The 14,972-nt window shown below is 46.1% G+C and carries 10 protein-coding genes; 3 read left to right on the top strand and 7 right to left on the bottom strand.

Annotation, left to right across the window (positions count from 1 at the left end; translation table 11 throughout):
• Positions 1-142: 142 nt before the first annotated feature.
• The 3 genes from FHS57_RS03110 to FHS57_RS03100 all read right to left on the bottom strand — a co-directional run bounded on the left by FHS57_RS03110 (position 143) and on the right by FHS57_RS03100 (position 4,687).
• Entirely contained in the window at positions 143-1,819 is a 1,677-nt protein-coding gene (locus FHS57_RS03110; protein WP_183971403.1) for an amidohydrolase, read from the bottom strand.
• A gap of 164 nt (positions 1,820-1,983) precedes the next feature.
• Complete coding sequence (locus FHS57_RS03105) at positions 1,984-4,071, bottom strand: M56 family metallopeptidase (protein WP_183971402.1); 2,088 nt, start codon at positions 4,069-4,071, stop codon at positions 1,984-1,986.
• Positions 4,072-4,327: 256 nt separating this feature from the next.
• Positions 4,328-4,687 carry a BlaI/MecI/CopY family transcriptional regulator gene (locus tag FHS57_RS03100; RefSeq protein WP_028526247.1) on the bottom strand — a complete coding sequence of 120 codons (360 nt, stop codon included), beginning with the start codon at positions 4,685-4,687 and terminating at the stop codon, positions 4,328-4,330.
• A gap of 135 nt (positions 4,688-4,822) precedes the next feature.
• Here FHS57_RS03100 and FHS57_RS03095 point away from each other — a divergent pair, with 135 nt between their 5' ends.
• From FHS57_RS03095 to yiaK, 3 genes are all read left to right on the top strand, one after another.
• Positions 4,823-7,378 carry a M14 family zinc carboxypeptidase gene (locus tag FHS57_RS03095; RefSeq protein ID WP_183971401.1) on the top strand — a complete coding sequence of 852 codons (2,556 nt, stop codon included), beginning with the start codon at positions 4,823-4,825 and terminating at the stop codon, positions 7,376-7,378.
• A 404-nt stretch (positions 7,379-7,782) separates the two neighbouring features.
• Positions 7,783-8,520: a phytanoyl-CoA dioxygenase family protein gene (locus FHS57_RS03090; protein ID WP_183971399.1), complete on the top strand. Its 738-nt coding sequence runs from the start codon at positions 7,783-7,785 to the stop codon at positions 8,518-8,520.
• A 20-nt stretch (positions 8,521-8,540) separates the two neighbouring features.
• A complete protein-coding gene (gene yiaK / locus FHS57_RS03085; RefSeq protein ID WP_183971397.1) occupies positions 8,541-9,560 on the top strand; it encodes a 3-dehydro-L-gulonate 2-dehydrogenase in 1,020 nt (339 codons plus the stop codon).
• 179 nt (positions 9,561-9,739) lie between these two features.
• Here yiaK and FHS57_RS03080 read toward each other — a convergent pair whose 3' ends face one another.
• The 4 genes from FHS57_RS03080 to FHS57_RS03065 are packed head-to-tail and all read right to left on the bottom strand — an operon-like array spanning position 9,740 to position 14,972.
• Entirely contained in the window at positions 9,740-10,762 is a 1,023-nt protein-coding gene (locus FHS57_RS03080; RefSeq protein WP_183971395.1) for a radical SAM/SPASM domain-containing protein, read from the bottom strand.
• A gap of 39 nt (positions 10,763-10,801) precedes the next feature.
• The gene (locus FHS57_RS03075; RefSeq protein ID WP_183971393.1) at positions 10,802-11,728 is read right to left on the bottom strand and encodes a sugar phosphate isomerase/epimerase family protein; all 927 of its coding nucleotides are present in this window, start codon (positions 11,726-11,728) and stop codon (positions 10,802-10,804) included.
• 57 nt (positions 11,729-11,785) lie between these two features.
• Entirely contained in the window at positions 11,786-13,756 is a 1,971-nt protein-coding gene (locus FHS57_RS03070) for an adenylate/guanylate cyclase domain-containing protein (RefSeq protein WP_183971391.1), read from the bottom strand.
• A gap of 43 nt (positions 13,757-13,799) precedes the next feature.
• Positions 13,800-14,972, bottom strand: a complete 1,173-nt coding sequence (locus tag FHS57_RS03065) for a hypothetical protein (RefSeq protein ID WP_183971389.1) — start codon at positions 14,970-14,972, stop codon at positions 13,800-13,802.

The raw sequence follows: 14,972 nt of genomic DNA, 5'->3' as shown, positions 1-14,972 counted from the left end.
GCCATGGGTCACGCTCTTTTTCACTAATTTCTATTGTTTACCCCAATAGATGTCTTTATATTCAAACGGGAATGTCAGCGTTAATAGGTAGCTACCACCCTAAAGACGCACCTACTGAGGAAAAGGTTGGAATCGTTTTCAATTATTTTTCACTTTCTTTCATTTTTTTCAAATCTTCCTTCTGGTCATCACGTAGCGTCGGGTATTTGATGCCCAATTGCTCCAAATACGTTTTGTATTTTGTGGGGTCATAATAATACTTCGACAACTCAGGTTTGAACTTCTCCATGATGTTGCGATTCAAATACACTGCAGGGACTTCTTTGGGCGAAATAAGTGGTTCGTACTTCTGCTCTTTGGTTTGGTCGTTGCGGTAATACTCCCACGCTTCTTTGATGATTTCTGGCTTCAACAGCATGTCTATCAGCGTCATAGCCTCCGCTTTTGCACCATACACAACGCCTTTGTGCGCGATAGGCGTCGCCATTGAAATGGCATTGGCCCAGTGGTGACCTGGCAAGCCAGGTATATTGGAAGGATACCGCAGCACGATGGTGGGCAACGACCACGAAATATCCGCAATGTCGTCAGACCCTCCTCCAATCGACATCATTTGCCCGCCCATCATACGAGTAGGCGCCGAAGCCACTGGCAAGCTAATGGTATCTAGTTTGGTCGCTAACCCCGAAATTTTAGGCGCTTGCAATTCTTTTTGCGAAGCTTTGGCCAGCATTTGATCTTCTTCTGACCACGTAGGTAATCCTACTTTTTTGATGTTTTGGTACATGGCCTCGGCAATCGGCTTGTTGAAGTGCCCAGGCCAAGCTGATCCCAAAATTTCGTAGGTAAATTTAGTATCGGTCATCAAGGCCGCACCTTCTGCAACTTTCACCCCGATGTCGAACAATTTTTTGATTTTAGGATAGGTACGTTCGCGGAAATAATACCAAACCGCCGCTTTGGAAGGCACCACGTTGGGTTGGTCGCCTCCGTCCGAAATCACGTAGTGCGAGCGCTGCGTTACCTCTAAGTGTTCGCGTCGAAAATTCCAGCCGACGTTCATCAATTCGACCGCATCCAACGCACTCCGACCGCGCCACGGGGCTCCCGCCGCGTGCGCCGCCGCGCCTTCAAAATTGAAACGAACCGAAACAAGGCCGTTGTTTCCTGCATCGCCGTAGCCAACGCCTAAATTATCGCCCACGTGCGTAAAAATACACGCATCCACGTCCTTGAAATAGCCATCGCGAATGTAAAATGCCTTCGCTCCTACCAACTCTTCGGCTACGCCAGGCCACAACACCAACGTGCCTGGGATTTTTTCCCGCTCCATGATGTCTTTGACCGCCAACGCCGAAATGATATTGAGGGCTTGTCCCGAGTTGTGCCCTTCGCCGTGGCCAGGTGCGCCCGTCACGATGGGGTCTTGGTAGGCTACTCCAGGTTTTTGGGACGCTTTAGGAATACAGTCCACATCCGAGCCAATGGCGATGATGGGTTTTCCACTGCCCCATTTGGCGAGCCACGCGGTGGGCATGTTGGCAATACCACGTTCGATGGTGAAGCCATTTTTTTGCAACAATTCAGTCAGATAACGCGAACTTTCAAATTCTTGGAAACCAAGTTCCGAAAAACTGAAGAGCATATCGTTGATTTGCTGCCCCAATTCTGCGCGTTTCTCAACGCCAGCCACAGCCTCTTGTTTGAGTTTTTCGAGGCGGGCTTGTTCGGGGGTAAGTTTGGGCGCTTTTTTGGATTGGGCAAAACTAACCATGCCTAATCCCACCAAAAGCACTACGGTGTAGAGCGTTTTTTTCATAGTTTGGGTTAAGAAAAAGTGTAACTTACCCAAATGTAGGAAAAAACGCTCATTTTGGCCTATTTTGCCCTTAAAAGTAATTTTTAGCGGGTCGTTTTTAACGCAATTCCCCCGTCGTATCCGTCAAAATGAATAGGGCTTTATATTTTAATGCGTTCAACCTACTATGATTGTTGAGATAACAGCTTATCAATTTCTTTTCGAAATTTTTTCGTTGACCGATGAAGCTTGGGAGCTGGGACTTTTTTGAAATCAAACGCCTTTCTTTCCATCCACACAATTTTTTCATTTTTCACATCTAACTTGTGTTTCTTTACAAAAGCAGGGTATCGATTGTACTCAGGTTCGAGTATATCCACTTTTTTTATGTAAGATGGCTTTAGCGACTTCACAACTTCCTCTTGCACCTTCATACCATCCAAATAATAAATCGGAGATTTGCCCATCCCAATAACCAAACCCGTTGCGGCAGTCCCCTCGCCCCCACGGGCAAAAATCAACATCTCTTTTATCCCGTCTGTTTTTGATGTAATCTCAACTCGTTTGAAGAAAATATCCTTTGAGCGCATTTCCTGCACAATCTTATTGAATTCTGTATATGAATTTTCATCAGGAAGGCGTTCGTCTTGAGCTGTTTTTTGAGGTTCAAAAGGTTCTAAACGCCCATGCTTTTTCATAGACTCAGTCCAGTCTGAACCGATTTCAATATTTGCTTCGCCTGTTATCTTATCTATCTCAAGTATCAGCGCTTCATCAAATCTGTCTTTTTTCCCCTTATCATTATTCCAAGAAACAACATGTCGCAGATCATCCAATACCACTTCATAAAACGCGATTCCTCCATTTTCGTTGTACAGGTCCAACGTCAGCGAAGCCAGTTCTCCCTCTTTTGTATATTTTTCATCTCTAATTTTCAATTCAAACCCTGCTTCTTTGAAATACCTTTGTACTTTTTGAAGAGTTGGAATAGAAATTTTGTCAGGATAGACCGTGTATTTAATTTGGTCTTGGCTAAGTTTTAACATTGACATCTCCCCAGCTACTCCACCCGCCTCATGCTCCTTAGCATTCTTAGTACATTGGCTGATTTTGAGAGATTTGTCACCATAAATCAACGCTATCTGTGGTTTCCAATATGGATTTCTTATACTAATCTCCAAATAACCACCTTGTTTACCCAATTCTCTGGCTTTGACCATATCAATCGCTTCAGGCTTGGTAGATTGGTTGGTTTTTAGATTTTTAACGGCTAAACTAATTTTATCTAGTTTACCATTCGAATCAAAAGAATGTTCTAGCACTTCAACTTTTACCTTCCACCGATTACCAATCAACCGATTGACTTCAGCAATATCTTTGAGATTCATGGAATTAGGATTCACAACGTAATATACCCCGCCTGATTCCAGCATACACAAGTCATTCAATGTCAGATTACTTTCACCGAAAGCCTCCATTGATTCCATATTTTGTTGCTTAAAATACCACCAAACATGTTTATCATGAACTCTCAAAGGATACGTTTTCGCGGGTACTTCTTTGGGGGTAGTCGTTGCTGGTAGTTCGTTATACACAAGCACTTCTTTACGCGGCGCAAAGGCCAAGACTCCCGCTACTCCCAGCGGTAATCCAAAAGCATACAATAGTTTTTTCATGGCAGAAGTTGGTTTTTGAAATAAAAAATGAATACGATTTGTGACGGGATGTTTTCCAAAAGAATGAACCAGAGAATGTGACGATTGGGTCGCCAATTTCAAAATCAAATAAGCGTAAGTTTTGGCATCAAAGCGAGCTGCTAGCTGCGCATCTACCTCATATTCATGGATTTCAGCAAGCGATTTTTTATAGAAATATATGGCGGGATTAAACCATAAAATCACTTTACATAGCTCAATCAGCAGCACATCTACGGAATGAAACAGCCGAGCGTGCATTTGCTCGTGCAACAACACTTGCTGTGTTTCTTCTTCGGTCAACGCCTGCGAATTCATAAAAACAACCCCAAAAAACGACGCGGCAGTAAAGGGTTCCGATACTTCTACCCAATCTTTACTGACGTCATTTTGGCGTTTTTTACTCAAAAGTGCAATTTTCCAAAGTCGTCGGGTCAACACAACCAAAGACACCAAAAGACCTATAACGTACCCCCCTATACTCCCTTGTTCCCACGTCAGCATCGCTAACCAATGCTTCTTTTCAGGGACAGGCTCATTTTTATTTAATTCACTACTAATCAAGCCACTAGACTTCACATCCAACGATTGGGCACTTTGCTCAAAAACCTCACTTTGTGGTGAAGTGACAGGTTCTTGCGCTACGGGAACGACGTCCACAATTCGCTTTTGCTCTATTTCTACCCACGGAATCATAAAACTCAACCCTAAAGTCAGCAGCAGGTAAATTCGGTTGAGACGATGAAAGGTAAATCGTCGAAATACCAAATAGTACAACCCATAAAACAGCCCCAGGCAGGCCGACACTTTGAGCAAATAGAGCAAGAGCAGCATCTTACTGGTTGTTTATAAATTGGCGAAGTCGTTCTATTTCAGCCGCGTCCAACGTTTTGTCATTGACCATAAACGACAATAAACTAGCGGGTGAATTATCAAAATAATTGGCTAATACCTTGTGAAAGGTTTGTTTTCCGTACGACTCTTTGGGGATAATAGGAAAGTATTCGTACGTCTTTCCGTAGGCTTTAAACCCAACAAACCCTTTTTTCTCCAAAATACGAACGACCGATGAAATCGTGTTGTAAGGTGGCTTAGGCTCGTCGTCGAGTCGCTCAATAATGTCTTTGACAAAGCATCGTTCCAAATCCCAAATGATTTGCATGATGCGCTCTTCTGTGCGTGTTAGTTCTTCCATGCCTCAAACTTACACCTGATTTTTCAGTTATACAACTGTTTTATCAGTTTTATTTAAAAAAGTTTTCAATAACCTGAAATACGTATATTTGTCTATTGCCCTTCTAACTTCACTTCAAACCATTTACTTACTCGTATGAGACAACTTTTTCTTGCCTTTTTTATGGGCGTGACCCTGTGCCTTCATGCCCAAAACGGTTACTTTTTCCCCAACAAAAAATTTAATCCTTCGATACCCACCCCCGAACAGTTTTTGGGGCACGCGATTGGCGATTACCAAACCCGTTACGACCGCTTGGTGGCTTACATGTACGAACTCGACCGCCTGTCGGAGCGCGTGCAGGTGAAAGTTATTGGAGAAACCTACGAAAAACGCCCGCACTTGGTCGTATTTTTTTCGTCGCCCGCCAACATGGCCAAGTTGCCCGAATTACAAAACGAGCACTTAAAACTCACCGACCCCAACACGGCCATGCCTGACGTAGCCAAAATGCCCGTTTTTGTTCAGCTCGGGGCCAACGTTCACGGCAATGAAACGTCGGGAGGAGAAGCCATGATTTTGGCGGCTTATTATTTCGCCGCCTGTGAAGACGAAGACGCCAAAAAGATGTTGGACGAATCGGTGGTCTTGATTGAACCCGTGCTCAACCCCGACGGGCGCGACCGTTTTGTGAGTTGGGTCAACCAACACCGTGGTACCCCTCTGGTATCCGACAACAACGACCGCGAACACCTCGAAGTATGGCCTGGCGGCCGCACAAACCACTACTGGTTTGACCTCAACCGCGACTGGTACTTGGCCGTCCACGTCGAAAGCCAGAACCGCTTGAAGTTTTACCACCAATGGCTCCCCAACGTCGTCACCGACCACCACGAAATGGGTACTAACGCCACTTTTTTCTTTGAACCCACCAAAGAAAACGCCGAAAACCCACTCGTGCCGCAGTACGTTTATAAAACCCTCAACGGGAAATTTGCCAAATACTACGAAAAAGCCTTGAACGCCATTGGGTCGTTTTATTATACCAAAGAGTCGTTTGATAACTTGTACCCAGGCTACGGCTCCAGCTACCCCGACATGGAAGGTGGACTGGGGTTGTTGTTTGAACAGGCAAGCTCGCGGGGTTTTGTACAAGACAGCCCCAACGGCCCCGTTACCTTCGCGTTTACGATACGCAACCAACTCGTTTGCGCCTTGGCGACCTGCCAAGCTGCCGTGGACGAGCGCCCAAATTTGCTCAAATTCCAACGTGAATTTTTTGCTTCGGCCATTTCAGAAGGCAACAAAAACCCCATCAAAGGCTATGTAGTAGGCGAAAGTGTGGACGCAACGCGCCTACGCCGTTTTACGCAAACGCTGTTGCACCACCACATCGAATGTTATCAATTGACCGACAACCTCACCATCGACGGAAAGGTGTATGAAAAGGGGAAAGCGCTCTTTGTTCCCACTGCTCAGCCCCAGTACCGCCTCGTGCAAAGTGTGTTTGAGAAACCTACCAAATTTGCCGACAGCCTTTTTTATGACGCTTCGGCGTGGAACTTACCGTTAGCGTTTGGATTAGCCCAAGGCGAGGTTCGTACACCAATTGCAAAGGGAGCGCGCATTGGCCAAGAATTTATGCAATCGACGGTAACTATTCCTACCAAATCACCCTACGCTTACTTGCTCGACTACTCCGATTTTATGGCGACCAAAGCGCTATATCGTTTGGTAAGTCAAGGTATTTTGGTCAAAGTTGCCACCAAATCATTTAAGATTGGGGACAAATCGTACAGCCACGGGGCGTTGATGGTGCCCGTTGAAACCCAAAACCTTTCGCCCGATGCCCTTTACGAAGCCATCAAAGCGGCTGGCCAAGAAGCAGGCGTTTCGTTTGTAGGTGTACCGACGGGTTATAGCCAAATGGGGGTCGATTTGGGAAGTAACACCTTCCAAAAAGTAACCAAACCCGAAGCGCTCATTGCGGTGGGTCAGGGGGTAAATGGCAACGAAGTAGGCGAAGTGTGGTATTGGCTCGATACGCACGTAGGAATGCCTATTACTAAAGTCGATGTCGGGATGCTTCCACGACTCAACCTCAGCAAGTACAACGTCATTGTGCTGGTTTCGGGACAATACGACCGTGCGCTCGCGCCTAAAATCAAGCAATGGGTAGCCAACGGCGGTACGCTCGTAACCCTTAAAACGGCTTCCGAATGGGCGATTCGCAGCGACATTGTCAAAGAGAAATTACGGACAAACACCAAGGCCGATTCGACAGCACTGGCCAAACGCGGGCGTATTAACTACGAAGATGCCGTCGCTTCGGAAGGCTCAAAAAATACAGGAGGAGCCATTTTTGAGGCTGATTTGGACATTACGCACCCCATTGGCTTCGGCTACAAAAACCGCAAAATTGCCCTTTACCGAAACAATAACACCTTTTTAGAGCCTTCTGCTAGTCCTTACAATACGGTGGTTCAATATTCCGACAAACCCTATTTGACGGGCTATGTACATCCTCAATCGTTGAAAAAAATTAGCAGTTCTGCCGCCGTTGTTATAGCTCCAGAGGGAAGCGGACGCGTCATTCTTTTCTCCGACAACCCCAGTTTCCGTGGAATTTGGTACGGGACCGAAAAGATGTTTTTCAACGCGTTGTTTTTCGGTGCCAACATCACTACACCTAACCCATTGGGGGGAGAATAGCGTGCGTCAGGGTACTCATACCCTGACCATTCAGCACAAAAGGCGGGTTGGGAGCAACCCGCTTCACCGTGCGTCAGGGTACTCATACCCTGACCATTCGACGCAAAAGGCGGGTTGAGAGCAACCAGCTTCACAGTGCGTCAGGGTACTCATACCCTGACCATTCGACGCAAAAGGCGGGTTGGGAGCAACCCGCTTCACAGTGCGTCAGGGTACTCATACCCTGGCCATTCAGCACAAAAGGCGGGTTGGGAGCAACCCGCTTCACCGTGCGTCAGGGTACTCATACCCTGACCATTCAGCACAAAAGGCGGGTTGGGAGCAACCCGCTTCACCGTGCAGTAGAAATAGTCGTATTTTGGTTTCTACTATTTTATAAACGCTGCTTTTAACGACAGTAAACAATGCTTACCAAGGAAGAAATTGAGTTTTTGGACACCAACGGTTACCTTAACTTAGGGCAGTTACTTACCCCCGAACAAGTAAAACAAGTCAACGACCGACTCGCGGAGTTGATGAACAACGAAGGTGAAAATGCAGGCTCAGAATTAGCCGATTCCAAATACATTCGCCATCCCAAAGAAGAAGGTGCCGACCGCTTGGCCGATTTGGTCAACAAAGGCTCCGATTTTGACATTTTTTACACCCACCCACGGGTATTGGCAGGAATTGAAGCCGTTTTGGGGCACGAATTTAAGTTGTCATCGCTCAATTATCGGGCCGCCAAGCCTGGGAAAGGTCACCAAAAACTCCACGTCGATTGGCGCAATGCCGTCGCCGACGGCTCTTTTAAGGTGTGCAACAGCATTTGGTTGTTGGACGATTTTACGGAACAAAACGGCTCCACCCGCATCGTTCCCAAAACCCACAAGGGCAGCGCCCTGCCCGACGAAGCCATGGCCGACCCCAACGACAAACATCCCGACGAAATTCGCATCATTGCGCCTGCGGGTTCGGTATTTATTTTTAATTCGCACGTTTGGCATGGGGGCACGACCAACTTCACCGAGCGCGACCGTCGCAGCATACACAGTTATTTTTGTACCCGCGACCAACCTCAGCAAATTGACCAAAAGCGCTACATTACCCAAGAAACAAGTGAACGTGTTGGGGAAGTAGGTCGCCATATTTTAGACGTATAACTAACTGAAAAAGAAGACTTATGTCAACTCCCAAACTCCTCACAATTCCTGCGGATAAAATGCACAAAACGCTCAAGCGGATTCTTTTGCAACATCAATTCCCCAAAAAAAGAGCCGAAGAATGTGCCATGACTTTTACGCAGAATAGTGTTGACGGAATCTATACCCACGGCATCAACCGTTTCCCTCGCTTCATCCAATACGTTCGCAACGGTTATGTGATTCCCGACGCCAAACCGACGATAGTTCACCGTTTTGGGGGCATTGAGCAGTGGAACGGGAATTTGGGAGCGGGGCCTTCCAACGCCATTTTCGCTACCGAACGCGCCATGAAATTGGCCCAAAAACACGGGATCGGATGCGTAGCGTTGGCCAATACCAACCACTGGATGCGCGGTGGGGCGTACGGCTGGCAAGCAGCAAAAGCGGGTTTTGCGTTCATCGGCTGGACCAATACCACTGCCAACATGCCCGCATGGGGAGCCACCAATCCCAAACTAGGCAACAATCCGTTGGTATTTGCCGCTCCCTACGGCGACGAAGCCATCGTGCTCGACATGGCCATGTCGCAGTATTCGTTTGGAGCAATGGAATTGGCCGTCATGAAAAATGAAAAACTTTCCGTAGTAGGCGGATACGATAAAGACGGGAACCTCACCGACGAACCTGACAAAATTTTGGAATCGTGGCGGTCGTTGCCCGTGGGTTTTTGGAAAGGCGCTGGACTTTCGTTTTTGTTGGATGTCTTGGCCGCTACTTTAGCCAATGGATTAGCCACGCACGAAATCACGCAAAAGCCCGCCGAAATGGCTTCTTCTCAGATTTTTATTGCGCTCGATTTGTCGAAACTAAGCAACTTTTCAAGTATTTCTTCGACCATTGACGCCATTATTGAAGATTATAAAACCTCCGTTCCCATCAAAGAGCAAGGCCACGTAAGCTACCCAAGCGAGCGAGTACTAGCAACCCGACTCAAAAACAGTCAACAGGGCATTCCTGTACTGGAAAACGTCTGGAAAGAAGTGACGGGATTTTTATAAGAAGCAAGTTTGCAAAGGGCAAGTTTGCAAGGGGCAAATTGCAAGCTTGCCCTATTTACTAAATTGCCCTTTGCCTCATTTGCCACTTGCCCTATTTACTAAATTGCCCTTTGCCTCATTTGCCCCTTGCCCTATTTACTAATTGCCCTTTGCCGTATTTGCTCATTTGCCCCTTGCTTTTACGCCCACACCTGCGTTCCTTCGGTGCAATTTTTACACATTTCAATTTCAGAACGGGAGCGAATCAGAGCTTGACGAAAATCGGTGTAGGCTTTGCTTTGCCAAAGGGTTTGAAAAGAAGTTTCAGACACGTCGCCAAGACGATAATGAGCGTCTTTATCGAAGCAGCAAGGGACAACTTTCCCATCCCACGTAATGACGCACGAATGCCACATTTTCCAGCAATGTCCGTCGAGGCTATTTTTGATTCGGTAGGTGCCGTCGGTATTTTGGGCATAGCGAGAATACTTATCAATCGTCGGGATAAGCGGGTCGCCTTGCTCGTATTCGTAAATTTGAGCGGTTTTAAAGCCTATTTCATCCACCCCAATTTCTTTTGCGAGGCGTTTGGCATCTTCAATTTGGTGTTCGTTGGGACGCACGACCAAAAACTGAAAAACAACGTGTGGCGTTTTGGAACGGAGTTGCTTCTTCCATTTCAAGATGGTACGCGTTCCTTCCAACACTTTTTCAAGCTTCCCTCCTACTCGGTACTGCTGATACACCTCCTGCGTTGTGCCGTCGATGGACACAATCAAACGGTCGAGGCCGCTTTCCACCGTGCGACGGGCCGCTGCATCGGTTAAGTAATGTGCATTGGTGGAAGTAGCGGTATAAATCCCTTTTTTGGAGGCATAACTGACCAATTCCAAAAACTTAGGATGCAAGTAAGGTTCCCCTTGAAAATAAAAAATGAGGTACAAAAGGGTATCGGCTAGTTCGTCGATGGTGCGTTTGAACAAATCACCGTCCAACATTCCCGTAGGCCGCGTAAACGACCGCAAACCGCTGGGGCATTCGGGGCAGCGTAAATTGCAGGACGTCGTAGGTTCAAACGAAATACTCATCGGAAGTCCACGATGCAAAGCTTTGCCCGTGGACTTCGACTCGTAGAAACTATAAATAACTTTGAGGGCGTTCCAAACCCGCTTGCGCGTGAGTTTGGATAAAAAATTCAGCCCATCTTGTAGGTTGCGATTCATGGAGTGGTTGTTAACACCAAATAACGATGGAGTCAACTATTAACCCAAAAACTGGCGCAAATAGTTTCGGCTGGTCAAAATCGCGGACTTCACATCTTCGATACTGCCTTCATACGCCTTGTCTTCTACCTCAATACACACAGGACCACGGTAGCGCACGTCGGTCAGGGCCGCAAAGAATTTTCGCCAATTGACATCACCTAAGCCTGGGAGTTTTGGACTATGGTATTCGAGCGGATTGGCCATAATTCCTACGCGGTCGAGCTTATCTTTATACACTTTTGCGTCTTTGAGGTGGATATGGTGCAAGCGGTCTTTGTAATCGTAAATTGGCTTGGCTTCATCCATCATTTGCCAAATCATGTGCGACGGGTCGTAGTTCAATCCTAAAATAGGACTTGGAATAATTTCAAACATTCGGTCCCAAATCGCGGGCGTCGTGGCCAAGTTTTTACCTCCAGGCCATTCGTCGTTGGTAAAAAACATGGGGCAATTTTCGATACCAATCTTCACGTTATGTTCCTCGGCTACCTTGATGATTTCGGGCCACACTTGGCCAAACGTCTTGAGGTTTTCGGTCACATTTTTGGACGGGTCACGCCCAACAAACGTATTGACATTCTGCAAACCTAGCTTTGCCGCCGCCTTAATGAGGGTTTTGATGTGCTCACGGAAATAAGCCGCCTTTTCGGCATCGGGGTCCATGGGGTTGGGATAATAGCCCAAGCCCGAAATCGTAATTCCTTTTTCTTTGGCATAATACACCAAGTTTTGGGCGTACGCGCTGTCGGTCAGCACCCGCTCGGCGTTGATGTGCGCCACCCCCGCATAGCGGCGCGCATCGGCATTATCGGAGGGCCAGCACATCATTTCTACACACGAAAAGCCATGATTGGCGGCAAAATCAATCACGTGTTCGTACCCAAAATCGGCCAAGATGGCACTCACAAATCCAAGTTTAAGCATGTTTTGAAATGGTTTTTATCAATTATTTTTGTTTCTAAAGTGCTGCTAGAAATAAGACTACTCCACAAAATACATCTCTATTTCGCCTTTATTTTTGGCAGCAATTTTTCCTCTTGGGATACAATTATACGTCTCTTTAATCAATTCGTACGTCGAACCACTCACGTTTACTTTTCCTGGTTCGCTGTGCTGCTCCATTCGCGCAGCCGTGTTGACGGTATCTCCCCATATATCGTACGCAAATTTATTAATCCCAACGATACCCGCTACCACTGGCCCCGAACAAATCCCTACCCGCACCTCAAAATAAAGTTCTCCTGCCTTGATTTTTTCCGCTTTTAGTTGCTTCATAAAAGCGCATATTTCCAACGCTGCCTGCACGATGTTCTGGGCGTGATGATCGCTAGGGGTAGGCAAGCCCCCTGCACACATGTAAGCATCCCCAATCGTTTTAATCTTTTCGAGTCCGTAGTTTTTGACAATACGATCAAACGCCCTAAAGCAGTGGTCAATTTCGGCGACTACTTTTTCGGCACTTTGGTTTTGACTGAATACAGTAAAGTCTTTAAAATCAGCAAAAAGTACCGACGTTGACTCGTACTTTCGGGCTTTGGCTCTTCCCGTCGCTTTTAACTCATCGGCGATGTCTGACGGCAAAATATTCAAAAGTAAGTCATCCGATTTTTTCTTTTCGATGACCAACTCACGGGTTCGTTCGGCTACTTTTTGCTCCAAGATGACGTTTTGTTCGCGCACAATCCGCTCATTTTCCCTCGTTTGTGCCAGCAGAAGTTCCTGCGATTTTAGCCTTTCTTGCGCTACGGCTTGGCCTTCCCATTCAAAACGTTTGGTCAGCAAATACGAAAGGGTAATTGCCTCCGTAAGAAAGCCTAACGACACATACGACAAATCAAAAATGTACGTTGGGGTGCCTGTCAATTTGCTTTTGGTATCCAGCGCGGCCAACAAGAAGAACAGTAAATACGAAACAAAAAAGTAATACCCGATTCGGTTGCCTTTTCTGCCCGCCTGAATCCCAAAAGTAGCCATAATTAACACCACCATCAGGCCATGGAAGTTGGTCACGTACGCAAGGCTAAGCGGCGACAAAAACCGATGCCAGAAGATAAACGTCAAATAATAAACAAAGAGCCCCCACCCAATTTTATACAGTCGAGTACTTACTTTTTTGATGTCCAAAAAGAGCAGAGCAAAAGAAACTCCAATTGGCATATTGAAAATGGAAGTAATGAACATACCATAAAACAAATCTGCTTTGGGGTGCACATACAAGAGAAACCCTTCGACGTTGGAGGCCGTCAGGTAATAAATAAATACCAGCACCGCATAGTGTGCGTAGGCTATTTTTTGAAGAGAAAAAAAGAAAAAGAGGTTGAGGATAACCACAAAGCCCATGATTCCCGTAAAAACCCCCAAAACGATGCGTTGAGTGCCTATTTTCTCCTCATATACGTTTTCATTCCAAAGCCGAAGTGGCACCGCAAGTCCTAATGACTGGAAGCGTAAATAATAGGTCTGGACGGCTGGGGGCAACAAAAAAAGCTGGTATTGGTGCTTATATGCTTTCTGTTGAATGGGCGTCATAAACCCCTCTTGGACTACGTGCCATTTTTGGGTAGCAGGTTCTTGGTAATAAAAATCGACCCTCGACAAAATAGGCTGCGCTATTTCTAGCAAAACTTGGGTAGCGGTTTCATTCCGAACTTGGACTTTCACCCAATAATAATCTTCATCATTGAAACTCAGCACCTTCTGCTTTGATAAGGTAAACCTATCCGCAAATTGGGGCGAAGCAACGTCCTCTATTTTCAAACGACCACTTGTGTCTTTCAAAATCAACACTTGCTCGGCAATATCGACTACCTTTTGTTTTCCGTCCCAATTGATAACAGGGTTTTGCCCTAACACGGTCATTCCCCAGCAAAAGCACAAAATACCAACCAGCCTGCTTGTGTTGCTGGTGGCTAACGTTGCCCATTGCGTAAGTAGTTGTACAATTATTTCCATCGTATGGCATCGTTTAATGCGATTGTCTCCCCTCCAATAATGCTTACACATTGTCATGTCCCGCTTCCGAAAACTGCGTAGGAATATTGAGTAAAAAGGCAAAAGTTATCCACCACACGCCTGCATATATCCCATAAGGCAAATACCCCAAATACCCTAAAATGGGCATTTCAAACAAATGGTACGCATCTACATACGGCACGCTGTAGGCCCAATAAAGCGTATTTTCGGTGATTATTTGGCCATTGACGTGGTCGGCACTGAAGTAGTTCCAGCACTCAACACACACGCCCGAAACGACCCACGAAAGGGCAATCAGCAAAAGTGGCGACCAATTCCCGTCTTTAATGGACGTAAAAGGTGACCATATTTTCATTTCGGACAACAAGATGGCTAAGATGATCAACGGGCTCAGCCACACGGCAAAGAAAAGCGTATCGGGGAAAAAACTGATGGAAAACATCACCCCAAAGCTCAGCACCAATAGCGTCATTTTTAGCCACTTGGGCAACACCAATTTTATTCCCTTGGAATACTTTGCCTTAAAAGACTCAAACGTATTGAACAAACTATACCATTCGAAAGCAATAGGAAAGACGGCCGTAGAAGCGAGCATGGAGTAACTCAAAAACTCCGCTGGCGGTAGTTGGCCTCCTTGAGGATAGTACCAATTGTCATCCACAAAGAAGTTGAAATACTCAAAAAACATCCACCCTAAAATCGAAGCAAACGCAACACCAACCAATTCTCGATGGCGTATCGTCACCAACGACCGTCTGTTGTTTCTGGCGTACACGATTCCATCAATCATCAACGTAAAACTCCACCAAAGCAAAATATCGATGAATTTAAGAAACCAACGAATGCCTTGGAATTTTCCCCACAACAAAATGAGACACCCACACCAAACCACCAGCGAAATCCAAAACCAAAGGGGCAAAGGAGCTTTTTTCTTGGCCGAAACGTACACCACTACTCGCTTAAAACCAAAAAGCCTTGGGTACATATACAACAACGCGATGGCCACAAAAAAGACAGAAATAATGGCAAATATATACCCATTAAAATGCGATTTGGCTTGGGGAACAATGGCTGGATACGTAAATAAATTGGGGGGAAAATCGCCATTAAACGCAATAATAGCCCCGAGATAAGGTAAAAGAAAAAGCAGCACTAACGAGGTAATAATCCACAGCACTTTTTTGGAGGTTTCCAT

This window comes from Runella defluvii (genome assembly GCF_014195535.1).
Classification (GTDB): Bacteria; Bacteroidota; Bacteroidia; order Cytophagales; family Spirosomataceae; genus Runella; species Runella defluvii.
The sequence above is the reverse complement of the archived record's forward strand: the minus strand, read 5'-3'. Positions and strand labels throughout refer to the sequence as shown.

What these genes read in the sequence shown, in the direction of transcription:
- FHS57_RS03080 (WP_183971395.1), bottom strand. Translation starts at nt 10,762, where the DNA reads ATGAATCGCAACCTACAAGATGGGCTGAATTTTTTATCCAAACTCACG.
- FHS57_RS03110 (WP_183971403.1), bottom strand. Translation starts at nt 1,819, where the DNA reads ATGAAAAAAACGCTCTACACCGTAGTGCTTTTGGTGGGATTAGGCATG.
- yiaK (WP_183971397.1), top strand. Translation starts at nt 8,541, where the DNA reads ATGTCAACTCCCAAACTCCTCACAATTCCTGCGGATAAAATGCACAAA.
- FHS57_RS03070 (WP_183971391.1), bottom strand. Translation starts at nt 13,756, where the DNA reads ATGGAAATAATTGTACAACTACTTACGCAATGGGCAACGTTAGCCACC.
- FHS57_RS03075 (WP_183971393.1), bottom strand. Translation starts at nt 11,728, where the DNA reads ATGCTTAAACTTGGATTTGTGAGTGCCATCTTGGCCGATTTTGGGTAC.
- FHS57_RS03090 (WP_183971399.1), top strand. Translation starts at nt 7,783, where the DNA reads ATGCTTACCAAGGAAGAAATTGAGTTTTTGGACACCAACGGTTACCTT.
- FHS57_RS03065 (WP_183971389.1), bottom strand. Translation starts at nt 14,972, where the DNA reads ATGGAAACCTCCAAAAAAGTGCTGTGGATTATTACCTCGTTAGTGCTG.
- FHS57_RS03095 (WP_183971401.1), top strand. Translation starts at nt 4,823, where the DNA reads ATGAGACAACTTTTTCTTGCCTTTTTTATGGGCGTGACCCTGTGCCTT.
- FHS57_RS03100 (WP_028526247.1), bottom strand. Translation starts at nt 4,687, where the DNA reads ATGGAAGAACTAACACGCACAGAAGAGCGCATCATGCAAATCATTTGG.